We start from the raw sequence: 22,924 nt of genomic DNA on the forward strand, positions 1-22,924 counted from the left end.
TATGAAATTTTTAGATGTAGAAAAATATACACCGATCCAAAAAAGCCATGAAGCATATTTAAAGGAGCTTATGGAGTATTGTAAAGATACTCCACGGCATCCATCCTATCATATTCATCCCCCATGTGGACTAGTGAACGATCCAAATGGACTGGCGTATTTTGGAGGAAAATACCATGTGTTTTATCAGTGGTTTCCATTTGGACCAGAACACGGAATGAAACACTGGGCACATGTGATCTCGGAAGATCTCATAAAATGGGAACGGTCTGATCAGATGCTCATTCCAGATCAGGAATATGAGAAAAATGGATGTTATTCAGGAAATTCCATAGAAGCAGATGGTAAGCTTTATCTTTATTATACAGCAAACTATAAGACAGAACAGGGAAAGATCCCAAAACAGGCAATGGCAGTTATGAACAGTGATGGTACAATTCTTAAATCTCCAAACAATCCGATCATCGATGAACAGCCAGAAGGACTGATCGGGGAGATCAGAGACCCATTTGTCTTTGAAAAAGAAGGAGCATACTGGATGCTTTTAGGTGGTGGAAGCACCGATGGGCAGGCAAGATTGATTTTGTATAAGAGTACAGATCTTGAAAACTGGGTATATCAGGGAAATATTGAACTGACAGGAATTGACCTGGAGCTTGGTTATATGTATGAATGTCCATCTTACATTGAAATAGATGGAAAAGATGTTTTATTCTTATCATTAATGGGACGTACACCAATGGGAGAACGTTTTCACAATGAGTTTTCCAGTGTATATTTTATCGGAGAGTTAAATCTTGAAGATAAAACATTTCATGTGGAATCATTTGATGAGATCGACAAAGGATTTGATTTTTATGCACCACAGGCATTCTATGGAAAAGACAGACAACCAATGATGTTTGCGTGGCTTGGGTGTGGGGTACAGGAACTCCCATATGCAAAAGAAGATATGTGGATCCATAGTCTGACAATGCCAAGGTTCTTAACGATCAAAGAAGGAAAGTTATGCCAGGAAGTGCCAGAAAATATTAAGAATGAATATGCACATCTTGATATAGACAGTAAAAGAATTAAACCAGAAGAAGATACATGGTATATCAATCTGACAGATAAACAGATCTCAGAAATTCAGATCGGAGATCAAGAAGATCATCTAAGTATTAAGATTGACTGGGCAGCAGGACATATAGTTGCAGACCGAAGTACACTTAAGCATCAGTTTAGTACAGAATACGGAATTCAAAGAGAAGTTTCCATGTCAGAAGAACTCAAAAACATTGAGATATATTATGATAATACATTTATTGAAATTTATCTAAATGATGGAAAAGATACAATGACCCTTCGTGCATTTCCAGAAAATGTGGAAATTAATTTAATTTAGAAAAGATATGGTGGAGAAATCTGCCATATTTTTTTGTTGATATATAACAGATAAAGTTGAGCAATTCTTGAAAACACTAAGATTATATGATACCATTTCCATAAGATAAAAACGAATCAGTAAGAAAGCAGGGCCTATGAAATACGAGAAATGTCCAATCTGTGAAGAAAAGTTAAGAAATGGTGTCTGCCCAATGTGTGGTTATGATTTTAATCGCTTAGATCGGTCAAGAATATTAAAAGATGGCCATTGGGATATATTAACGACTGACAAAAAGACTTCTCAGCCAAAATATATTCATGATGAAAAACGACATCCAGATTTTAAAAATATCAAGAATACAAAGACGCAGTCAATGAAGACACAGAGGAAAATATCAACCTATAAAAATAAAAAAGAAAAGAAGAGATCAAAAAAAGGAAAGTGGGCGGTGATCGTCTTTATTCTTTATCTGTTGTCATTTTTAGCAGATCTTGTACCAGAGGCATTCACTCACATAGAAGATTTTATAAATCAGATCCTGAATGGATTAAATTTTTAAAAAAAGTAAGCAAAAGTCTGTCATTTTTAAGAAAAAACGGCAGACTTTTGTTCATTTTTATATTTTAAAAAGATAAAAATTATGGTAACATTAACTCTATAGGCAATTTAACAGGAGGAAGACTTATGGCAAATCATATTGATGATGCAACGATTGAATATGTCGGAATTTTAGCAAAGCTTGAATTATCTGGCGAAGAAAAAGAACAGGCCAAGAAAGATATGGAAAGCATGCTCGACTATGTAGATAAATTAAACGAACTAGATACAAGCAGTGTAGAACCAATGTCTCACGTATTTCCAGTGAAGAATGTATTCAGAGAAGACGTGGTAACGAATGGAGACGGAAGCGAAGACACATTAAAGAACGCACCAGAAGCGCAGGACAACGCCTTTGTCGTGCCAAAGACGATCATATAGGAGGCAGAAGATGAGCATTTTAGAATTAACTGCCGTAGAATTAGGCAAGAAGATCAAAGACAAAGAGATCACAGTTGTAGAAGCAACAAAGGCAGCACTTGAACAGATCAAGGCAGTCGAAAGTGATGTACATGGATATGTCTCTTACGATGAAGAAAGTGCATTAAAGAGAGCCGAAGAAGTACAGAAAGGAATCGATGACGGGACTTACACAGGAGCATTAGCTGGAGTTCCAATGGCAATTAAGGATAATATCTGTACAAAGGGATATATAACAACATGCAGTTCTAAGATCTTAGAGAACTTTGTACCAACATACTCCGCACAGGCAGTTGAGAACCTGATCAAAGAAGGAGTTGTATTTTTAGGAAAGACAAACATGGATGAGTTCGCCATGGGAAGTACAACAGAGACTTCTGCATATGGTGTGACAAAGAACCCATGGGATTTAGAGAAAGTACCAGGTGGATCATCAGGTGGTTCAGCAGCAGCTGTTGCAGCTAACGAATGTTTCATGGCGTTAGGATCTGATACCGGTGGATCTATCAGACAGCCAGCATCTTACTGTGGTGTTACAGGGATCAAACCAACCTATGGAACAGTATCTCGTTACGGACTGATCGCTTACGGATCATCCTTGGATCAGATCGGACCATTAGCAAAAGATGTGACAGACTGTGCAACATTATTAGAAGCGATCGCATCTCACGACGAGAAAGATTCTACATCTGTCAGATTAGAATCTTATGACTTTACATCAGCGTTAAAAGACGATGTCAAAGGAATGAAGATCGGTATTCCAAAGGATTACTTTGGAGAAGGTCTTGATGAAGAAGTCAAAGAAGCCGTTTTAGCAGCAGCAAAAACATTAGAAGAAAAGGGAGCGATCGTAGAAGAATTCGACCTTGGATTAGTTGAATATGCAATTCCAGCATATTATGTTATCGCAGCAGCAGAAGCAAGTTCTAACTTATCCCGTTTTGATGGAGTCAAATACGGATACAGAGCCAAAGACTACGAAGGACTTCACAACATGTACAAGAAGACTCGTTCCGAAGGATTTGGAGCCGAAGTGAAACGTCGTATTATGTTAGGATCATTCGTATTAAGTTCAGGATATTACGATGCGTACTACTTAAAAGCATTAAGAACAAAAGCACTGATCAAGAAAGAATTTGACAAAGCATTTGAGAAATACGATGTGATCTTAGGACCAGTTGCACCAACAACAGCTCCAAAATTAGGAGACAGCTTAAGTGATCCGATCAAGATGTATTTAGGAGATATCTATACGATCTCTGTCAACCTTGCAGGACTTCCAGGAATCTCTCTTCCATGTGGTAAGGACAAAAATGGAATGCCGATCGGACTTCAGCTGATCGGAGACTGCTTCAATGAGAAGAAGATCATTCAGGCAGCATATACATTTGAGCAGACAAGAGCATATGAAGCTCCAGCAATTGCTAAAGGAGGGGCTAAATAGATGAGCAAGAATTACGAAACAGTCATCGGACTTGAAGTCCATGTAGAATTAGCAACAAAGACAAAGATCTTCTGTGGATGCAGCACAGCATTCGGAGGAGCACCAAATACACACACATGTCCTGTATGTACAGGTATGCCAGGATCATTACCAGTGTTGAATAAACAGGTGGTAGAATATGCGATGGCAGTTGGACTTGCAACAAACTGTGATATCACACAGAACTGTAAATTCGACCGTAAGAACTATTTCTATCCAGATAATCCACAGAACTATCAGATCTCTCAGTTATATTTACCAATCTGTCGAAATGGTAAAGTAGAGATCGATGTAGATGGGGTGAAGAAAGATATCAGAATCCATGAGATCCATATGGAAGAAGATGCAGGTAAATTAGTGCATGATCCATGGACAGGAGATTCTTTAGTAGACTTTAATCGTTCTGGAGTGCCATTGATTGAAATCGTATCAGAACCAGATATGCGTTCTGCAGATGAAGTTATCGCATATCTTGAAAAGTTACGCCTGATCATTCAGTACTTAGGTGCATCAGATTGTAAATTACAGGAAGGTTCCATGAGAGCTGACGTGAACTTATCTGTCCGTGAAGTGGGAGCGGAAGAATTTGGAACACGTACAGAGATGAAGAACTTAAACTCTTTCAAAGCTATCAAGAGAGCCATTGAAGGAGAGATGGAACGTCAGATCGACCTGATCGAAGCAGGTGAGAAAGTCGTACAGGAAACGAGACGTTGGGATGACACGAAGGGAGCATCTTATGCAATGCGTTCCAAAGAAGACGCACAGGATTATCGTTATTTCCCAGATCCAGACTTAGTACCGATTGAGATCAGTGATGAATGGATGGACAAAGTAAGAGATGCCCAGCCAGAGTTCAGAGATGAGAAGAAAGTCCGTTATAAAGAAGAATACGACCTTCCAGATTATGATATCGACATAATCACAGGATCAAAACACCTTGCAGATATCTTCGAAGCAACGATCGCACTTGGATCAGAGCCAAAAGAAGTCTCTAACTGGCTAATGGGAGAGACGATCCGTCTGGTCAATGAATCAGAGATGGATATCGATGATGTATCATTTAAGCCAGAACATCTTGCGAAACTGATCGAGATGATTAAGAACAATGAGATCAACCGAAGCGTAGGAAAAGAAGTCTTCGAGAAAGTATTCAAAGAAGATATTGATCCTGCAGCATACGTAGAAGAACATGGATTAAAATCCATGAATGATGAAGGAGCATTAAAAGCAACGATCGAAGAGATCGTAGCAAATAATCCAAAATCTGTCGAAGACTACAAAGCTGGTAAGAAGAAAGCTATCGGATTCTTAGTAGGACAGACAATGAAAGCGACACAGGGAAAAGCAAACCCTGGAATCGTTAATAAGATCTTAACCGAGATTTTAGATAATATGTAACCATAGCATTCCAAGAGGCCTTAAAGTCCTTGAGAATTGCATAGTAGTGAAAAAGATACTTTTATCAAGAGAAGATAGAAGTGTCTTTTTCTGATTTATGCATTTTTTTCAAACATACACACACCTGGTATTTTTTATTGGTAAAATCTTGAAATTAAAAGCTGTAGAAAGTAAAATAAAGTGTGTATTATATATAGAGAAAATAAGAAATGAATAAAATGGGAGGAAACAAAATTATGAAAAAGTACAAAGGTGTCGTATTTTTTGACTATGATGGAACAACAGTTGATGAAGTAGATGAGATTAAAACAGCAACACCAACAACTGTAGAATCATTGAATAAATTAAAAGAAAATGGATATCTGACAATGTTATGCTCAGGAAGAACACAGCGATTTTTAGAGATGGATATTGATAAATTTATGGGAGCAATCACATGTAATGGTTCACATACAGAAGTTGAGGGAGAAGTGATCAGAGATATCTGTATTCCAGATGAATTGGTATTTCAGGTAGTTAACGAATATTTCCCAAGAGATACGATCATTCATTTTGAGACAAGAGATATCAGTTATTATCTACATATGGATGAAGAGTTTTTCAAAAATCACTGCAAACTTTTTAATCTGCCACAACGATGGTATGCGCCATGGAAATTCCGCACAAAAAACACTCACATCAGCAAACTTGTTATGAATTACAAGGATATTCAGGTGAAGAAGGATTTTGAAGAAGAATTTAAAGATGTATTTACTTGCGCTAAACATGTTCGCGAAAATTTCATTGATATCACATTAAAAGGTGTAACAAAAGGAGATGCGATCACAGAACTGATCGAGAAACTTGGAATTGACAAGAAAGACACATATGCATTTGGAGATGCAGATAACGATGTAGAAATGATGCAGGCAGTTGGAACAGGAATCGCGATGGGACGTCATAGTGAGAAAGTAGGAGAAGTTGCATCTATGGTAACAGGAACTGTCAAAGAAGAAGGAATTACAATGGCACTTAAGAAGTTAGGATTGATCTAAGATGAAGAATATTATTTTTGATGTAGATGATACATTATATAATTTAATGGAACCATTTGAAAAAGCCCACAAAGAACTGATGGCAGCCCGCACAGATGCAGACTGTGAGGAATTATTTGAAGCATCAAGAACCTACAGTGATGAAGCATTCTGTATGTCAAGAGAAGGAAAAATCTCTGAAGACGAAGAATTTGCATATCGTGTCCAGAAAACATATGCAGATGTTGGAGTAGAAGTCAGCAAAGAAGAGGCAAAACAATTCGAAGAACGATACCGTTATTACCAAAAGCATATTCAGGTACCAGAAATTACAAAACAGATCCTTGATCATTGCAAAGAAAATTACAGAATCGGAATTTTAACGAATGGAACAACAAAGAATCAGGGAAAGAAATTAGAGACATTAGGATCAGACCACTGGTTCAACCCTAAAACAATGTTCATCTCAGACAGCATTGGAGCTGCAAAACCAGATGTCAAAGCATTTCATACCGTTCAAAAAGAAATGAAGCTTGATCCAGAGGAAACATGGTTTATCGGAGACACCTTTGAAATAGATGTCGTAGGAGCCAAGAATTCTGGCTGGCATGTCATCTGGTTCAACCACAGAAACCGCCCAATGCCAGAAGGAGATATCGTTCCAGACGTAGAAGTAACAAGTGGACAGGAATTATTTGAATATATAAAAAAATTATAATTCAACACCGTCTAACATACACACATGTGGTAGTTTGAATAGTTGTCCATGTATATGAGAAAAACGAAATAATAGGATAAAAGATTTAGAACTTTTATCCTATTATTTCGTTTTTTTATATGCATTGAACAACGCATTCAAATTACAACTTTGTTACATTAGATGCCTGTTTTCCGCGAGGTCCTTCTTCAATCTCAAAACTTACACTCTGTCCTTCTTCCAAAGTCTTAAATCCTTTTCCCTGAATTGCAGAAAAATGAACAAATACATCATCTCCAGATTCTTGTGAAATAAATCCATAACCTTTTTCTGCGTTAAACCATTTTACTGTACCATTACTCATCTGGGTACCTCTACTTTCTTAAATAAAAAATACATGTAACTGTTAATGACAGGTGTTTCAATAAAAATCTTTATAAAAAAGAAAAAGTCCACGAACCGTTACTTGCTTTATGCATTCATAGAAATAAATGAATGCATCCGTATCGGTCGTGAACATTAAAATCTATCAATAACAAGATTAATCATAGCACAACAACTTAACGATTACAAATACTTTTTTAAATCCTGAATACTTTTTTCGTGAAGAGAAATAAGTTTGTCACCGAAATGTTTTGCTTCTTTGGAGGCATCACAGTAAAGATGATTTTTCTGGATTGCTTTGATCATTCCCATCGTATATCCCTGAATACACATTTCAGAAAGATGACTGACATTTTTATCAGACATAGCCTTTAATTTGGTCATCCATTCAGAATATGTTTTCAAAAGATCATTTAATTCTTCTGTAGAATCACCATTGGAAGTGATCGTATCTTTTATAGAATCTGATAAATTTTGATATTCTTCTTCCTGGCTGATGATCAAAGCCTTAAAATCACAGTCTGTTGTGACCTTTCGAATCTCAGGAATGGTTTCTAAAACCATTGCAATGTTCTGATAAATACTGTTTAATAAATTTTCATTATCCATAATTGTAAAACTCCTTTTGTTCATAGGATGTTCCATATAACAGTTTCTATACATAAAAGTGGAAATATGATAAAATGGCAGACATAAAATGAAATCCACATACATCGATTTTATGGTGAAAAGAAATAATAAGCAGGAGAAAAAGATGAGCAAAGAAAATTTTGAGAAGCAGATCCGAAAAAGAATGGAGCAGTTAGATGAGATCAATAAACATGGAATATTTAAAGAATTAAAAGGAACTGTCACAGATTTTAACTATGATACCAAAAGTTTAACCATGACGTTCGAGGCCACAAAGTTTCATGAAAATGCATTTGGAATCATGTTTGGAGGTTCTCTGGCAGGGATGTTTGATATTGCATTTGGAACATTGACTGCTGGATTGGGCGATTATAGTGTAGCCCCAACGGTGCAGCTTTCTACAACATTTTTAAAAGGAATACCAACAGGAGCAACCGTAAGAACAGAGGTAGAAGCAGTGTCCACAGGAAAAACGATCATGAATTTTGTTGGAAAAGCCTATGTAGGAGAAGAACTCGTCGGAAGCGCCAGCGGGACATTTATGACACCGCGGCCATTTAAGAAATTTAATACAGAAAAATAAAGAAAAAGGATATTGATCGTGACACCAATATCCTTTTTATATCATAGGAAATTCCAAGGGAATCCCCTTGATAAAGTTATTTTATAAAGCAACTTGCTCGATCTCTTTTACAGCATCAAGGATCATATCAGGAGTTACTTCATAAGGCCATACACGTACATCAATTCCAGATAAAGCCTTTGTGATCACAGCATCCATATCATCAATCGTCGCATGAATATCCGCAAGTTTCACAGGAAATCCCATATTCTTGGAGAATTCATAGATTTTCTTAAATTCCTCTTCCTGATGATCAACTTTTAATAAGATCAGGATACAATAAGCAACAATCTCACCATGGAGATGTCCATGTTCTTCGGTAGATTTACATACAGTAAATCCGTTATAGCAGGCATGTGCAAGTCCAGTATTTAAATCAATTCCAACAAGATTTGATACAAAACCAGTAGAAACGATAATTCCAAGAATGACTTCTTCCAGAGCTTTTCCAGGAGTATGATTTCGACATTCTTCTAAGGCTTCTACACCGTATTTTACTAATGGTCTGGCACAAAGATTACTGATCTGGACGCCCATGGAAGTGCTATGGTCTAGATCATTATCACCACGAGCACTGGTTGTACATTCATAAAATTTAGCCATTGTATCACCAATTCCAGCCCACAGGTACTTTTCAGGAGCATTGGCGATCACTTGTGTATTGATAAAGATCCATTCAGAAGGTTTCTCCTGGAAAGAATATTCACGAAGTGAACCATCTGGATGATAGATGATACCAAGTGATGTACAAGAAGCACAAGTAGAAGCAATCGTTGGAAATGTAAAGAATGGTCGGTTGCTTTCCTGTGACAATACTTTACAAGTATCAATCGCTTTTCCGCCACCACATGCAAAGATCATATCAGCATCAATAACTTCTTGATGAGAATTTAATTCATCTATGTGTTCACGACTGGCTTCACCACCGTATTCAAAGACACCGGTGATCATGATATTGCTGTCAGCAACAGCTTCTTTGATCAAATCGGCAGCGGCAGCCAAGGCATGTGTTCCTCCGATGATCACAGCTTTTGTTCCGTATTTTTCACATACCATAGGGATGTCGGCATATGCGTCGGTTCCAATGGAGTAATTTGGGTAGTATTTTCTCATAAGTCATATAACTCCTTCCGTTTTGTTAATTTTTTTCATTATACTCTTGAAAGAATGTTTTGACAAATATTATGGAAGTAGTAAAATATATTTGTTCCCTAACCTTAAGTTTTCTGCTTTTTTCAAAAGTAAAAAAACGGAAAGTCTAAGGTGACAGGAAAGATAAGAATAGAACATAAAGGAAGGTAATATAAAATGGCAAAGATTGATATCATATCAGGATTTTTAGGAGCAGGTAAAACAACTCTGATCCAGAAATTATTAAAAGAAGCATTAAAAGGAGAGAAAGTCGTACTGATCGAGAATGAATTTGGCGAGATTGGTATCGATGGAGGATTCCTTAAGGACGCAGGGATTGAAGTAACAGAGATGAATTCTGGATGTATCTGTTGTTCTTTAGTTGGAGATTTCGGAAGTGCATTAAAAGAAGTAGTCACACAGTACAACCCAGACCGTATCATCATTGAACCATCAGGCGTTGGTAAATTATCAGACGTTATCAAAGCTGTACAAGGTGTTGCGGAAGATGTTGAACTAGACTTAAACAGCTTTGTGACAGTTGCAGATGCAAAGAAATGCAAGATGTATATAAAGAACTTCGGTGAATTCTATAATAATCAGGTAGAATATGCAGGATCCATCATCTTAAGCCGTACAGGAGATGTAGCAGAAGATAAATTAAATGAAAGTGTAGCACTGCTTCGTGAACATAACGAAAAAGCTGCGATTATCACAACACCATGGGATGAGCTTTCTGGAGAACAGATCTTAAAAGTTATGGAAGATGGAAATGATATGGTCAAAGAATTATTAGAAGAAGAGGAAATCTGCCCTGTGTGCGGTGGACACCATGATCACGAACATGATCACGAACATCACCATCACGATCATGATGAAGAATGCAGCTGTGGATGCGGACATGATCACGACCACGACCATGATCATGAACATCATCATCATCACGATCATGATGAAGAATGCAGCTGTGGATGTGGACATGACCATGATCACCACCACCATCATCATGCAGATGAAGTATTTACAAGCTGGGGCAAAGAAACACCTAAGAAATATAATAAGGAAGAACTGGATACGATCTTACAGAAATTATCCAAAGATGACAGCTATGGTATGATCTTAAGATCCAAAGGTATTTTACAGACAGAAGACGGATCATGGGTTCAGTTTGACCTTGTTCCAGGGGAATATGAAATCCGTGAAGGAAGTGCGGATTACACAGGAAGAATCTGTGTCATTGGATCTAAATTAAAAGAAGATGAATTAGAAGGTTTATTCTTTTAAATAACAGGAGGAAAAAAGATGTACGAATTACCGGCATACCTGGTATGGGGATTTTTAGAAAGTGGAAAATCAACACTGATCAAAGAAACATTAAACCAGGATTATTTTAATGACGGCGAGAAAACAATGATCCTTACGTTTGAAGAAGGAGAAGTCGAATACGATAAAGAAATGCTAGAGAAGACAAATTCATTCGTGGTGAATATTGAAAATATGGAAGATTTCACAAAAGAATTTGTCAGAGGATGTCAGAGAAATTATTATCCAGACCGTGTCATGATCGAATACAATGGAATGTACTCTATTGACGATCTGATGGATGTAGTAGATGAGACAGATCTTGAGTTATATCAGGTGATCGTAACAGTTGATGCATCTACAGCAGATTTATATTTGAAAAATATGAAATCTATGTTTATGGAAATGTTTAAGATGGCAGATCTTGTCATTTTTAACCGCTGTGATGACAATACGAATATGGGAAGTTTCCGAAGAAGCATCAAAGCAGTCAATCCAAGAGCACAGGTAGGTTTCGAACGTGCCGATGGAAAAGAGATGGCACAGGATGAACTGCTGCCATATGATGTGAATGCAGATGTGATCAAAGTCGAAGATGAAGATTATGGAATCTGGTATATCGATGCGATGGAACGTCCAGAGGTTTACGAAGGAAAGACTGTGGAAATGCGTGTTCAGGTCCAGCGCAGTCCAAAGATGCCACCGGGAATGATCATTCCTGGACGTAAAGCAATGACATGTTGTGAAGATGATATGACATTTATTGGATATCTGTGCAGATTAAACCAGACGAAATCCAAGACATTAAAGAGAATTCTCAATAACGAATGGGTAACATTAACAGCACAGATCCATTCAGAATACAATGAAGCATATGATAAGACAATGCCAATCTTAACAGCGATCAGAATCGAAAAATCAGAACCGCCAAAAGAACAATTGGTATATTTCTAGATTTTAAGGACATAGCAACCCTGCCCCAAGCATACACTGTAAAAACAACATTTACAGGGGGCTTTTCCATTGAAGAAATACATGGAAGAAAGAGTCATTGAAAGTGCGATCTACATCATTGAACATAATGCTACAGTACGCCAGACAGCCAAGCAGTTCGGCGTCAGCAAAAGCACAGTACATAAAGATGTGACAGAACGGTTAGAAACGATCAACAAAACACTTGCCAGACAAGCAAGAAAGGTACTAGACATCAATAAATCTGAACGTCACATCAGGGGTGGACTTGCGACGAAAGAGAAATATCTTCATAGATAGAATCAAAGGGAGATTACGAAATGCCAGGTTACACATGTAAAATAGTAATAGAAGATACGCACCCACCAGTATGGAGAAGAGTTATCGTACCAGATCAGATCACTTTTTTTGAATTGCACAAGATCATACAGATATTATTTGACTGGGACGACGTTCATCTTCATGGATTTCATATACCATCGGATGACATTGTGATAGATGATGAAGGAGGATTTGATCCGTGGGGAAATCATTACAATGATTTCGATACGAATATTGATTTCTTCTTTAAAAATTACAAATGGATCCGCTACATCTATGATTTTGGAGATGATTGGCGTCACAAGATCAATATAGAAAAATATGAGCCGGATTATAAAGAACGATATCCAAAACTGGTCAAATATAAAGGGGATAATTTCATGGAAGACAGCGGAGGGGTCTGGAACTGGGAAATGAATGAAGAAGTTTCTCCTTTTGACAGAGAATTCGTGGAAAGCCAGTTTCGTCAGATGGTATTTCCAAAGCATAAACAAAAAGATGAGGTCAAAGTATTCAACGAACAGGATAAGATAGATATATTAAAAGGTTTTTTTGACGAAATAAATAAGATGCCAGAATATGACTTGGAAGATGTGTTGAAAAATGCATGGCAGGATATGTATTTGGAAGATACAAAGGGCAATTTAGATAATAGATTAGAAGAGTGGAAAGATCATATAAAGAAAAACGGTAAGGTCAAGTTTTGTGTTTCATCAAAAACACAAAAAGAATTACTGGAAAATCTAAGCGAAGATCAATCCAGCGATTATTGTAAATATCTAAGGATTCCAAAAAACAGATTAAAATCACATATGGAAAGGATCAGCAGTATTTCGGATACATTAAGAGAACATCCAGAATATGTATTATATGTTATGAACCAAGATGAGTATGATGGTTTGAAACAATGGATGGATCACTCAAATAAAGATATAATAGATATATCATATGATGAAGCTGATGTTTGCGCTAAAATATTTGTTTTAGGATTTGGGGAATATGAAATTAAAGATGATATAGCAGAAGTGTATCTGGCCTCCGATCTGAAAGAGTATATAGATGTTTTGGATCAGAAAACAGAAGACGAAATCTATACAAAGATAGAAACATTTGATGACAGAGTAGGAAGATTGACGCAGCTATACTGTGTGATCGAATTAGAAGAATTATACAAAATATACAAAAAAACGTATGATCCGAAACAAGGAAAAAGGGAATTCTTTCGATATGTTTACTGGCGAGGAAGAATGAATGATCTATTAAATACATACCAAGAACCAGATGGAACAGCATATGTTGCGATGCATGGAATGGATATCCACAAGATCATAGAAAAGAGAGAGATTTATGCAAAAGATCTTCCATTTAATGAATTTCCAGAATGGGAGATTAATGAACTAACAGATAATATTGCAAACAGAGCAGAAGCAATCAATATTCTGTTTGTGATGTTGCAAGAGCAATTTCGTATGCCAGAGCAGGAAACATCAGAAATATTATTTAATATGATAAGTTCAGTCATGAGTGGAGATACGCTGGATGTAATTATAGAAAATATAAAAACCAGAGTGAATAAAACATGGACTCCAGACATTTATGCAGAAATGTGGAATATGATCAGTGATCTCATGATAGAATTGGAATTGCCGATATTAAAGGCAAGAAGTCGTGATGAATATGCAATGGAACAAGAAATGTCTCCATGGAGTATAGGAATGCTGTCTGACAAAGAAAATTTCAAAAACACAAAACAGCAACATTTATACGAATTTCCACGCAGTATACAGGAGCGTTTGTACAACATCGAAAGTACGGGAATGAAAGAAGATATAGACAAGCTTTTTGCATACAAAGAAGAAAATCGCATCTGCTCCGAAGAATTCCTTTATATGTTGTCAAGTAGTTGTATTGTTTATGGATATATAAAAGAAGCACGATCTTTGATCAAAGAATTAAAGAACAGTTCTACAGCAGGAAAGAAGATAGCAAAACTACTAGAAATAGAAATTGACCAATATGATAATGTAATGGATATGAGGGATTATTAATATCTGTGATGTTAAAAAGAAAATTCCGATAACAATCATCTAAAGTTGAAATTCAGTACAGTTTAACATACACACTCTGTAATGGTTTGAATCACGTAAATTATTTGAATATTATAAAAAGAGATTATGTGTCTGCAACCGTACGAACACGTCTGCAGACACATGATCTCTTTTTATAATATTCCACCAATAATTTCCGTCATTCCATCATATTTACATTAGAGAATTCTGATAATTCAACAATTCACTCATAGGTTTCGACATATTCAGATACTGTCTGGTATTTCGTCGTAATCCATTATTATTAGCACCCTTAAGTATCGTCTCATGCGTAGCGAAGAAATCCTGATCTTCTTCAAAAGGTGTTCTCACGATATGAATATCCACGATCTCATCTAAGAAACGATTCTGATGAAAGATCTTTCTCGTACATTCTTTTCGATACAAAGGATGCAACTGATTTACCGTAAACTGGAAATAAAGAGAATTAAGTAACGGTTCATCACTGTCTAATAAAAACTGATAATCGCCATCCAAAATCTTCTGTCCCTGTTCCTTTGTCAGAGGAATTTTTGTCTTATCAACGACTGATCCGTTCCGTTTTCTCTGCATCAGATAGAGATCTTCGTCATTCTCCATATAAAAATAATATGTAAATGGGGAACTGCCCTTTGCTCCTTCAAACATTAATACCTTGACCGGAAGACTGATCATATATTTATCAGGAGATTTGGACAGGATATATTCTTCCTGTGTCTGGTTATATTCAGCCTGGCTGATATTCTTCGTAACTTCGGTATAAGAAAGTTTTTCAATTGCTGTATTTTTCATGATAACTCCTAACCCGTGCTTTGTTATTAACTTCTTCCATTATAGCAAAGGAATATGATAAATTCATGTCTTATTTATAAAAAATGTATGAATAATTCATAGATTTTCTCAATACCCTGTGCTAAGATAAAATCTGGAGGAAAACTATGGATTTATTTGAATATGCAAGAGAATTAAATAAAGATAAAGAGTCGCCATTAGCAGGGAGAATGAGACCTGCAACCCTCGATGAAGTGGTGGGTCAGGAACATATTATTGGAAAAGATAAATTACTATATAGAGCGATCAAAGCGGATAAGATCAGCTCGATCATTTTCTATGGTCCACCAGGAACAGGAAAGACAACCTTAGCAAAAGTCATTGCCAATACGACCAAAGCAAATTTTGTACAGATGAATGCAACAACATCTGGGAAGAAAGATATGCAGGAAGCGGTGGCAGATGCGAAAGAATCTCTTGGAATGTATCAGAAGAAGACGATCTTGTTTATCGATGAGATCCACAGATTCAATAAAGCACAACAAGATTACCTGCTGCCATTTGTAGAAGATGGAACGATCATTTTGATCGGAGCAACGACAGAGAATCCGTATTTTGAAGTAAATCAGGCGTTGATCTCAAGATCCAATGTATTTGAACTACATTCATTAGATAAAGAAGATATTAAGAAATTGATCGTAAGAGCTATTACAGATGACGAAAAAGGAATGGGGATCTATGGGGCAACGATCACCGATGATGCACTGGATTTTCTCTCAGATATGGCAGAAGGAGATGCAAGAAGTGCTTTAAATGCGATCGAACTTGGAATATTAACAACAGAACCTGCTGAAGATGGAAAGATTCATATTGATATCGATGTAGCACAGGAATGTATCCAAAGAAGAGTAACAAAATACGACAAAGACGGGGATAATCACTATGATGTGATTTCTGCATTTATCAAAAGTATGCGAGGATCAGATCCAGATGCAGCTATTTATTATCTGGCAAGAATGATCGATGCCGGAGAAAGTGTTACATTTATTGCAAGAAGAATCATGATCTGTGCATCCGAAGATGTTGGAAATGCTGATCCGCAGGCATTACAGGTAGCAGTTGCAGCGTCACAGGCAGTGGAACGGATCGGAATGCCAGAAGCAAGGATCATACTGGCACAGGCAGTCACTTATGTAGCCAGTGCACCAAAGAGCAATGCAGCATATATGGCAGTTGATCAGGCATTAGAATCTGTCAGAAATCATAAGATCGGAGCAGTTCCTAATCATTTAAGAGATGCTCATTACAAAGGCGCAGCGAAACTAGGACATGGAATCGGATATAAATATGCGCATGATTATCCAGATCATTATGTAAAACAACAGTATCTTCCAGATGAGCTTCTTGGAACAACGTTTTATGAACCAACGGAAAATGGATATGAGAAAAATATCAAAGAATATTTGGAAAAAATCAGAAAGTAAAATAAAAATGAGCACTGAAAATAAAACATCAGTGCTCGTTCTTATTTTTACTCCATTTATACAAAAATGACATTGCCCATAAAAAGATCGGAAAGAAAAACATCAAAAACAGTGACATCCAGAATAACTGGCTTCCACTCACTGCAAAATAGATAGTAGATCCGATGATGGTAAGCAATATCACGATCAGCAGGATCGCTGTGATCTGCTTCATACGCTTTTGTTTTTTCATCATAACATCCTTTCGTAAATATGTATACCTATGAGGTATCCTAACATAGATTATTGTGTTTTGAAAGAGTAAAATATTTTATAAAAGAAAGTGAATAAGAAGCAAAAGAGAGGACATAATAAGAATATCCAGTTAATAAAAGAACTGGATAGAGAAATACTTATCCTCCCCTTAAGTATTCCCCCACTCTGCGAAGCCGTGGAATGGGGGATTTTTATGTAAAATTGCTGTCGATTGTTGAAAAAGAGCCAGAGATTTGTTATAGTATCAAAGGAAAATAACATTTTTAAAAGAAAAGGATGGAATGAACATGGCTTTATTACAGGAATGGCGTGATTACGCATATAAATTTGACGATAGAACAGCAGAAGGACAGCAGTTCTGGTTAAATTACTTCAACATTGAAAAAGGAATCTACGAACAATTATTAGCTGACAAAGATACAGTTGTATCTGGAACAGTGAAAGAATTAGCAGACAAATACGAGACAGAATTACAGATGTTTGTAGGATTCTTAGATGGGATCAACGACAGCTTAAAAGAAGCAAACCCAATCGAAGAGATGGATGAAAATACACAGGTAAGCTTAGACATCGACTTCGAGAAATTATATTACAACATGGTTGGATGTCGTGCAGAATGGCTTTACAACTTAAAGGAATGGGATGACATTCTTACAGAAGAAAGAAGAAAAGAGTTATACAAAGAATCCAGAAATTCAACAACAGTTGTAAAAGGAAAGAAGATCGGAAGAAACGATCCATGCCCATGCGGAAGCGGTAAAAAATACAAAAAATGCTGCGGAAAAAACGCTTAATTCGTTAAAAGAAATAGTCGAATATGTAAATGAAACAAGGAAGAACCTTTTGGCTTATGTGATAGCTGAAGGGTTCTTTTATTTTAGAAAATTTTGATAAAATCCCATATGAGATAAAAATACAGAAATTATTGACATTTTGTATACATGATGTTAGAATTTTGATTAGTCGTCTAATGATTAGTTATCTAATTAAAATACTCAAAGTAAAGAAAGGAGCATACATGAAGAAGTGTGAAGGAATTTACAGTTTGATCGGCAAAGTGAATCATAAGAGTGCGATTTATGGATTTGAGCTTTTGAAAGAAGAAAATATACATCCGAGACAGATGCCTCTGATCATTCATTTAAAAAAATGCGAAGGCTGTACACAAAAAGAGTTAGCCGAGAAGATGCAGGTCAAGCCGTCTACGCTAAACGTAATGATTGGACGAATGGAAAAGAATGGATATATAGAGAAAAAACAAGACGAAAAAGATTCAAGAAAAAGCAGAATTTATTTTACTGAGAAGGGAAGAAGTATCTGTGAAGACGGTCATAAAAAATTTGTCATGATACAAGAAAAACTTCAAGAGTATTTTACAAAAGAGGAGCAGGAAGAACTCAAGAGACTGTTAAATAAATTTTGTGATTGTCTGGATGAACAGACAGAGATACTAAAAAAAGAAAGAAAGGAAAAATCAGATGCTTAAATTATTTCGATATTTGAAAAAAGCATATGTGCCTGTCATTGCGATCGTGTTATTGCTGATCCTACAGGCGAGTTGTGACCTGACATTACCAACATTTACATCCAATATCGTCAATGTAGGTATTCAGCAAAAGGGTATTGAAGACGCAGTTCCTGATGTAATGAGAGAAGAAACATTTCTGGCATTGAAATCTCTTATGAAACAAGATGATGCAGATGATATGGAAGATGCTTATAAACTTTATACAAAAGATCAGGTAAAAGATTCAAAATATAAAGATTATAAAGACGGACGTTTATATGTCAGAAGATATATCTCCAAAAAAGACAGAGAACATCTTGATACGAGTATGTCAAAGGCAATGCTTAAGTTGTCAGCGCAGATGGTAAAACAGATTCAGGCCAATTCTCAGGCAGCAGCTTCTTTAAGCAAGAGCCAGAAAAAAATGATGGCGCAGATGAAGAACATGGATACAAAAGACATGCCAGATACGATCATCAGTCAGGCAGCGATTTCTTTTGTGACTTCAGAATACAAAGCGATCGGACTTAATATTGACCAGATGCAGACACATTATCTGTTAGTGACAGGAGCAAAGATGATCGGGCTTGCGTTCTTGATCATGGCAGCAGCAGTGAGTGTTACTTTATTGTCAGCACGTTTAGCTGCGAAACTAAGTCGTATTCTGAGAGAGAAAGTATTTGAGAAAGTTATGTCGTTTACAAACTCTGAGTTTGATAAATTCTCAACAGCCTCATTGATCACAAGAAGTACGAATGATATCCAGCAGATTCAGATGTTTATGACGATGGTATTCCGTATCGTCGTATACGCACCATTAATGGGGATCGGAGGTATTTTCAAAGTATTAACAACCAATGCGAAGATGACATGGACGATCGCTATCGGTGTGATCGCGATTATGTTAGTGATCTTTGTATTATTTAAGGTAGCGATGCCAAAATTTAAGATCTTACAGAAACTGATCGACCGATTAAACTTAGTAACAAGGGAAATTCTTACTGGACTTTCCGTAATCCGTGCATTCAGTACAGAAAAACATGAAGAAGAACGTTTTGACAAAGCCAATATGGATCTGATGAAGACAAATTTATTTGTAAACAGAGCTATGACATTTATGATGCCAACAATGATGCTGATCATGAATGGTTTAACTGTTCTGATCGTATATGCTGGAGCATCCAATATTGATGCAGGAAAGATGCAGGTTGGAGATCTGATGGCATTTATCCAGTATGCAATGCAGATCATTATGGCATTCTTATTTATCTCCATGGTATCTATTATGATGCCTCGTGCACAGGTTGCAGCAGAACGTGTCAATGAGATCTTAGATATGGAAGTCATGATCAAAGATCCAGAAGAACCAAAAGAATTTTTACCAGAGAAAAAAGGTGAAGTTGAATTTAAAAATGTATATTTCTGCTATCCTGATGCAGATGAAGCAGTGCTTCATAATATCAGTTTTACAGCACCAGCTGGTAAAACAACCGCATTTATTGGAAGTACAGGTAGTGGTAAATCAACATTGATCAACCTGATTCCTAGATTCTTTGATGTCAGCCGTGGAAGTATTTTGGTTGATGGGGTGGATATCCGTGATGTAAAACAGCATGATTTATGTGAAAAGATCGGATACGTACCACAGAAAGGAGTATTGTTCTCAGGAACGATCGAATCCAACTTAAAATATGGAAAAGAAGATGCAACGATCGATGAAGTGAAACGTGCAGCAAGAATCGCACAGGCAACAGATTTCATTGAGGAGAAAGAGGAAAAGTATGATTCACCGATCGCACAGGGCGGTTCCAACGTATCTGGTGGACAGAAACAGAGATTATCAATTGCAAGAGCTATTGCAAAAGATCCTGAAATCTATATTTTTGATGACAGTTTCTCAGCACTTGATTATAAGACAGATGTGAAACTTCGTTCTGAACTTCAGAAAGAAACAAATGGAAGTACAACATTGATCGTAGCACAGAGGATCAGTACGATCCTTCATGCAGACCAGATCATCGTCTTAGATGAAGGAAATATCGTAGGAAAAGGAACTCATGAAGAGTTATTAAATACTTGTCCGGTTTATCAGCAGATTGCCAAATCGCAATTATCAGAAGATGATCTTAAGAAAGCAAGGGAGGTGTCTGACCATGAGTAATAATCGAAGAAGAGGTCCGATGGGTGGACCAGGCAGAGGAATGGCACCAGGCGAGAAGGCCAAAGATTTAAAAGGAACAATGGTCAAACTGATCAAATATATGAGACGTTTCTATGTTCCGATCGTTATGGTAATCATTTTTGCCATTGCAAGTACCGTGTTTAACATTGTTGGACCAACGATCTTAGGAGATGCAACAACTGAGATCTTCAAAGGACTGGTTCGCAAAGTATCTGGTGGAAGTGGAATTGATTTTGATAAAGTTACACATATTTTATTGATGTTGTTAAGCTTATATGTAGCAAGTGCGATTTTCTCATTTATTCAGGGACTGATTATGACACATGTATCAAATAATGTCAGTTACCAGATGAGAAAAGATATTTCAGAGAAGATTCATCGTATGCCAATGAAATATTTTGAAAGCAGAACCTATGGTGAAGTATTGTCAAGAGTCACAAATGATGTTGATACATTAGGGCAGAGCTTAAACCAGAGTATGACACAGATCATCACATCAGCGACACAGATCGTCGGTGTATTTATTATGATGATCCGTATCAGTATTCCGATGACGATCGCAGTTTTATTGACACTTCCATTATCTATGGGATTGATCGGATTGATCATGTCAAAATCTCAGCCATATTTCAAGGCACAGCAGAAACACCTTGGAGAGTTAAATGGACAGGTAGAAGAAATCTATAGTGGACATAACATTGTCAAAGCATTTAACAAAGAAGAAAGCGTGATCGAAGAATTTAAAGAAGTAAATGGAAAACTTTACAATTCTGCATGGAGATCACAATTCTTCTCAGGAGCAATGATGCCGCTGATGCAGTTTGTTGGGAATTTAGGTTATGTAGCAGTAACAATATTAGGTGGATATTTAGCAATCAAGAAGACGATCGAGGTAGGTCAGATCCAGTCATTCTTACAGTATGTAAGAAACTTCAGCCAGCCGATCACACAGTTAGCACAGGTAGGTAACATGATGCAGACAACCGCAGCATCTGCAGAACGTGTCTTTGAATTCCTAGAAGAAGAGGAAGAAATCGAAGTTGAAAAAGACGCGGTACCTGTTGATACACTTGCTGGAAATGTAACATTTGAACATGTAAACTTCGGATATAACAAAGATCAAACGATCATCAATGACTTCTCCGTCGATGTCAAAGAAGGACAAAAAGTTGCAATCGTAGGACCAACTGGAGCTGGAAAGACAACGTTGATCAAACTTCTGATGCGTTTCTATGATGTGAATGGAGGCTGCATTAAAGTAGATGGTCATGATATCAGAGAATTCAAGAGAAGTGACCTAAGAGAAATGTTTGGTATGGTGCTTCAGGATACATGGCTTTACAATGCAAGTATCCGTGACAATATCCGCTATGGTAAATTAGATGCAAGCGAAGAAGAAATCCAAGGAGCAGCAAGAGCTGCATACGCACATCATTTCATTGAAACACAGCCAGGTGGATATGATATGGAGATCAACGAAGAAAGCAATAATATCTCCCAAGGACAGAAACAGTTATTAACGATCGCAAGAGCAATCTTAGCAGATCCAAAGATTTTGATCCTTGATGAAGCAACAAGTTCGGTCGATACAAGAACAGAAGAACGAATTCAGATGGCAATGGATAATCTGATGCAAGGAAGAACAAGTTTTGTGATCGCCCATCGCTTATCAACGATCAAAGATGCCGACGTGATCTTAGTTATGAATCACGGAGACATTGTGGAACAGGGAAATCATGAAGAATTGCTGGCCAAGGGTGGATTCTATGCGGATCTTTATAATAGCCAGTTTGAAAACGCTTAAGAATAATAAAACATTGTGAAAAAAGGGAAAACGAAAGTTTTCTCTTTTTTTATTCTAATATAGAAAAGATTTTCACAGGATTAAATAGACGGATATAGCAAATTTTGGTATAGTTAAATAGAACAAACATATATCCAGATATAGAAAGTTATGAAGAAGAATCAGACACAGATTAAAAAATATGCGGCTGTGATCAGTATATTCTTAGCGGCAGTCATCGTAGGACTTTTTGTTTTCTTCTTTTGCATAAAACGTTCTGTTGAACAAAGATCAAAAAACATACAGATTTTGGTGGGACTGCATTGATCGAGCCAAATGGGGATGCTCATTAAAGAACATTAAGTGATCCATTAGATAGTAGTATTTCTGGATCAACAAGAGTTGTGTTAGGAGTTCCTATATATAATAGCAAACACAAAGTGATCGGAGCTCTTGGAGGTTCTTATGACGTAACAGCTCTAAGTCGTATGCTGTTTGAAGATCTTTTTAATG

22 protein-coding genes are annotated in these 22,924 nt (G+C 36.8%); 17 read left to right on the plus strand and 5 right to left on the minus strand.

Annotated features, from left to right (window positions below):
* Position 1 precedes the first annotated feature (1 nt).
* The 7 genes from QUE18_RS03055 (at position 2) to QUE18_RS03085 (ending at position 7,001) form a co-directional block, all read left to right on the plus strand.
* Positions 2 to 1,387, plus strand: coding sequence for a glycoside hydrolase family 32 protein (locus QUE18_RS03055; protein WP_009203922.1), 1,386 nt, complete (start codon positions 2 to 4; stop codon positions 1,385 to 1,387).
* 136 nt (positions 1,388 to 1,523) lie between these two features.
* Positions 1,524 to 1,928: a hypothetical protein gene (locus QUE18_RS03060; protein ID WP_009203921.1), complete on the plus strand. Its 405-nt coding sequence runs from the start codon at positions 1,524 to 1,526 to the stop codon at positions 1,926 to 1,928.
* A 125-nt stretch (positions 1,929 to 2,053) separates the two neighbouring features.
* The gene (gatC, locus tag QUE18_RS03065; RefSeq protein ID WP_008394280.1) at positions 2,054 to 2,347 is read left to right on the plus strand and encodes an Asp-tRNA(Asn)/Glu-tRNA(Gln) amidotransferase subunit GatC; all 294 of its coding nucleotides are present in this window, start codon (positions 2,054 to 2,056) and stop codon (positions 2,345 to 2,347) included.
* A gap of 10 nt (positions 2,348 to 2,357) precedes the next feature.
* Positions 2,358 to 3,830 (plus strand): Asp-tRNA(Asn)/Glu-tRNA(Gln) amidotransferase subunit GatA, encoded by a 1,473-nt coding sequence (gatA, locus tag QUE18_RS03070; RefSeq protein WP_009203920.1) that lies wholly within the window; start codon positions 2,358 to 2,360, stop codon positions 3,828 to 3,830.
* Positions 3,831 to 5,270, plus strand: coding sequence for an Asp-tRNA(Asn)/Glu-tRNA(Gln) amidotransferase subunit GatB (gene gatB / locus QUE18_RS03075; RefSeq protein WP_009203919.1), 1,440 nt, complete (start codon positions 3,831 to 3,833; stop codon positions 5,268 to 5,270).
* A gap of 236 nt (positions 5,271 to 5,506) precedes the next feature.
* The gene (locus QUE18_RS03080) at positions 5,507 to 6,304 is read left to right on the plus strand and encodes a Cof-type HAD-IIB family hydrolase (protein WP_015530730.1); all 798 of its coding nucleotides are present in this window, start codon (positions 5,507 to 5,509) and stop codon (positions 6,302 to 6,304) included.
* 1 nt (position 6,305) lies between these two features.
* Positions 6,306 to 7,001: an HAD family hydrolase gene (locus QUE18_RS03085; protein ID WP_009203916.1), complete on the plus strand. Its 696-nt coding sequence runs from the start codon at positions 6,306 to 6,308 to the stop codon at positions 6,999 to 7,001.
* A gap of 142 nt (positions 7,002 to 7,143) precedes the next feature.
* On the opposite strand, the gene QUE18_RS03090 is transcribed toward QUE18_RS03085, so the two are convergent.
* Both QUE18_RS03090 and QUE18_RS03095 read right to left on the minus strand, forming a co-directional pair.
* Positions 7,144 to 7,344 (minus strand): cold-shock protein, encoded by a 201-nt coding sequence (locus QUE18_RS03090; protein ID WP_008394287.1) that lies wholly within the window; start codon positions 7,342 to 7,344, stop codon positions 7,144 to 7,146.
* A gap of 203 nt (positions 7,345 to 7,547) precedes the next feature.
* Positions 7,548 to 7,973, minus strand: coding sequence for a hypothetical protein (locus tag QUE18_RS03095; RefSeq protein WP_015530731.1), 426 nt, complete (start codon positions 7,971 to 7,973; stop codon positions 7,548 to 7,550).
* A gap of 145 nt (positions 7,974 to 8,118) precedes the next feature.
* Here QUE18_RS03095 and QUE18_RS03100 point away from each other — a divergent pair, with 145 nt between their 5' ends.
* Positions 8,119 to 8,577: a PaaI family thioesterase gene (locus QUE18_RS03100; RefSeq protein WP_009265244.1), complete on the plus strand. Its 459-nt coding sequence runs from the start codon at positions 8,119 to 8,121 to the stop codon at positions 8,575 to 8,577.
* 81 nt (positions 8,578 to 8,658) lie between these two features.
* Here QUE18_RS03100 and QUE18_RS03105 read toward each other — a convergent pair whose 3' ends face one another.
* Positions 8,659 to 9,729 (minus strand): iron-containing alcohol dehydrogenase family protein, encoded by a 1,071-nt coding sequence (locus QUE18_RS03105; RefSeq protein WP_009203915.1) that lies wholly within the window; start codon positions 9,727 to 9,729, stop codon positions 8,659 to 8,661.
* A 195-nt stretch (positions 9,730 to 9,924) separates the two neighbouring features.
* On the opposite strand from QUE18_RS03105, the gene QUE18_RS03110 reads away from it, so the two are divergent.
* The 4 genes from QUE18_RS03110 (at position 9,925) to QUE18_RS03125 (ending at position 14,390) form a co-directional block, all read left to right on the plus strand.
* Positions 9,925 to 11,031, plus strand: a complete 1,107-nt coding sequence (locus tag QUE18_RS03110) for a CobW family GTP-binding protein (RefSeq protein ID WP_009203914.1) — start codon at positions 9,925 to 9,927, stop codon at positions 11,029 to 11,031.
* Positions 11,032 to 11,049: 18 nt separating this feature from the next.
* On the plus strand, positions 11,050 to 12,003 hold the full coding sequence (locus tag QUE18_RS03115; RefSeq protein ID WP_009203913.1) for a TIGR03943 family putative permease subunit: 954 nt from the start codon (positions 11,050 to 11,052) through the stop codon (positions 12,001 to 12,003).
* Positions 12,004 to 12,072: 69 nt separating this feature from the next.
* A complete protein-coding gene (spoIIID, locus tag QUE18_RS03120; RefSeq protein ID WP_070097253.1) occupies positions 12,073 to 12,321 on the plus strand; it encodes a sporulation transcriptional regulator SpoIIID in 249 nt (82 codons plus the stop codon).
* Positions 12,322 to 12,341: 20 nt separating this feature from the next.
* Complete coding sequence (locus tag QUE18_RS03125) at positions 12,342 to 14,390, plus strand: plasmid pRiA4b ORF-3 family protein (RefSeq protein ID WP_009203912.1); 2,049 nt, start codon at positions 12,342 to 12,344, stop codon at positions 14,388 to 14,390.
* Between the two features lie 213 nt (positions 14,391 to 14,603).
* Here QUE18_RS03125 and QUE18_RS03130 read toward each other — a convergent pair whose 3' ends face one another.
* Positions 14,604 to 15,221: a hypothetical protein gene (locus QUE18_RS03130; protein WP_009203911.1), complete on the minus strand. Its 618-nt coding sequence runs from the start codon at positions 15,219 to 15,221 to the stop codon at positions 14,604 to 14,606.
* Positions 15,222 to 15,367: 146 nt separating this feature from the next.
* Between QUE18_RS03130 and QUE18_RS03135 the strand changes: the two genes are divergently transcribed.
* Positions 15,368 to 16,684, plus strand: a complete 1,317-nt coding sequence (locus QUE18_RS03135; RefSeq protein WP_009203910.1) for a replication-associated recombination protein A — start codon at positions 15,368 to 15,370, stop codon at positions 16,682 to 16,684.
* Positions 16,685 to 16,712: 28 nt separating this feature from the next.
* On the opposite strand, the gene QUE18_RS03140 is transcribed toward QUE18_RS03135, so the two are convergent.
* Positions 16,713 to 16,919 carry a hypothetical protein gene (locus QUE18_RS03140; RefSeq protein ID WP_286259001.1) on the minus strand — a complete coding sequence of 69 codons (207 nt, stop codon included), beginning with the start codon at positions 16,917 to 16,919 and terminating at the stop codon, positions 16,713 to 16,715.
* A gap of 307 nt (positions 16,920 to 17,226) precedes the next feature.
* On the opposite strand from QUE18_RS03140, the gene QUE18_RS03145 reads away from it, so the two are divergent.
* The 4 genes from QUE18_RS03145 to QUE18_RS03160 all read left to right on the plus strand — a co-directional run bounded on the left by QUE18_RS03145 (position 17,227) and on the right by QUE18_RS03160 (position 22,432).
* A complete protein-coding gene (locus QUE18_RS03145; protein ID WP_008394298.1) occupies positions 17,227 to 17,733 on the plus strand; it encodes an SEC-C metal-binding domain-containing protein in 507 nt (168 codons plus the stop codon).
* Positions 17,734 to 17,957: 224 nt separating this feature from the next.
* Positions 17,958 to 18,425: a MarR family winged helix-turn-helix transcriptional regulator gene (locus QUE18_RS03150; RefSeq protein ID WP_009264708.1), complete on the plus strand. Its 468-nt coding sequence runs from the start codon at positions 17,958 to 17,960 to the stop codon at positions 18,423 to 18,425.
* A complete protein-coding gene (locus QUE18_RS03155; RefSeq protein WP_009203907.1) occupies positions 18,418 to 20,607 on the plus strand; it encodes an ABC transporter ATP-binding protein in 2,190 nt (729 codons plus the stop codon). Before QUE18_RS03150 ends, QUE18_RS03155 begins: the two co-directional genes overlap by 8 nt.
* Positions 20,600 to 22,432 carry an ABC transporter ATP-binding protein gene (locus QUE18_RS03160; RefSeq protein ID WP_009203906.1) on the plus strand — a complete coding sequence of 611 codons (1,833 nt, stop codon included), beginning with the start codon at positions 20,600 to 20,602 and terminating at the stop codon, positions 22,430 to 22,432. The genes QUE18_RS03155 and QUE18_RS03160 overlap by 8 nt, the downstream gene beginning before the upstream one ends.
* The last annotated feature ends 492 nt before the right edge of the window (positions 22,433 to 22,924 follow it).

It is taken from the genome of Anaerostipes hadrus ATCC 29173 = JCM 17467 (assembly GCF_030296915.1).
Taxonomy (GTDB): domain Bacteria; phylum Bacillota; class Clostridia; order Lachnospirales; family Lachnospiraceae; genus Anaerostipes; species Anaerostipes hadrus.

Bases quoted from the DNA above. Each gene is read 5' to 3' on its own strand.
- QUE18_RS03155 (WP_009203907.1), top strand. From the start codon at position 18,418: ATGCTTAAATTATTTCGATATTTGAAAAAAGCATATGTGCCTGTCATT.
- QUE18_RS03130 (WP_009203911.1), bottom strand. From the start codon at position 15,221: ATGAAAAATACAGCAATTGAAAAACTTTCTTATACCGAAGTTACGAAG.
- QUE18_RS03100 (WP_009265244.1), top strand. From the start codon at position 8,119: ATGAGCAAAGAAAATTTTGAGAAGCAGATCCGAAAAAGAATGGAGCAG.
- QUE18_RS03095 (WP_015530731.1), bottom strand. From the start codon at position 7,973: ATGGATAATGAAAATTTATTAAACAGTATTTATCAGAACATTGCAATG.
- QUE18_RS03110 (WP_009203914.1), top strand. From the start codon at position 9,925: ATGGCAAAGATTGATATCATATCAGGATTTTTAGGAGCAGGTAAAACA.
- QUE18_RS03060 (WP_009203921.1), top strand. From the start codon at position 1,524: ATGAAATACGAGAAATGTCCAATCTGTGAAGAAAAGTTAAGAAATGGT.
- QUE18_RS03160 (WP_009203906.1), top strand. From the start codon at position 20,600: ATGAGTAATAATCGAAGAAGAGGTCCGATGGGTGGACCAGGCAGAGGA.
- QUE18_RS03125 (WP_009203912.1), top strand. From the start codon at position 12,342: ATGCCAGGTTACACATGTAAAATAGTAATAGAAGATACGCACCCACCA.
- QUE18_RS03090 (WP_008394287.1), bottom strand. From the start codon at position 7,344: ATGAGTAATGGTACAGTAAAATGGTTTAACGCAGAAAAAGGTTATGGA.
- QUE18_RS03135 (WP_009203910.1), top strand. From the start codon at position 15,368: ATGGATTTATTTGAATATGCAAGAGAATTAAATAAAGATAAAGAGTCG.
- QUE18_RS03145 (WP_008394298.1), top strand. From the start codon at position 17,227: ATGGCTTTATTACAGGAATGGCGTGATTACGCATATAAATTTGACGAT.
- gatA (WP_009203920.1), top strand. From the start codon at position 2,358: ATGAGCATTTTAGAATTAACTGCCGTAGAATTAGGCAAGAAGATCAAA.
- QUE18_RS03080 (WP_015530730.1), top strand. From the start codon at position 5,507: ATGAAAAAGTACAAAGGTGTCGTATTTTTTGACTATGATGGAACAACA.
- QUE18_RS03140 (WP_286259001.1), bottom strand. From the start codon at position 16,919: ATGATGAAAAAACAAAAGCGTATGAAGCAGATCACAGCGATCCTGCTG.
- QUE18_RS03055 (WP_009203922.1), top strand. From the start codon at position 2: ATGAAATTTTTAGATGTAGAAAAATATACACCGATCCAAAAAAGCCAT.
- QUE18_RS03115 (WP_009203913.1), top strand. From the start codon at position 11,050: ATGTACGAATTACCGGCATACCTGGTATGGGGATTTTTAGAAAGTGGA.
- QUE18_RS03150 (WP_009264708.1), top strand. From the start codon at position 17,958: ATGAAGAAGTGTGAAGGAATTTACAGTTTGATCGGCAAAGTGAATCAT.
- gatB (WP_009203919.1), top strand. From the start codon at position 3,831: ATGAGCAAGAATTACGAAACAGTCATCGGACTTGAAGTCCATGTAGAA.
- gatC (WP_008394280.1), top strand. From the start codon at position 2,054: ATGGCAAATCATATTGATGATGCAACGATTGAATATGTCGGAATTTTA.
- QUE18_RS03085 (WP_009203916.1), top strand. From the start codon at position 6,306: ATGAAGAATATTATTTTTGATGTAGATGATACATTATATAATTTAATG.
- QUE18_RS03105 (WP_009203915.1), bottom strand. From the start codon at position 9,729: ATGAGAAAATACTACCCAAATTACTCCATTGGAACCGACGCATATGCC.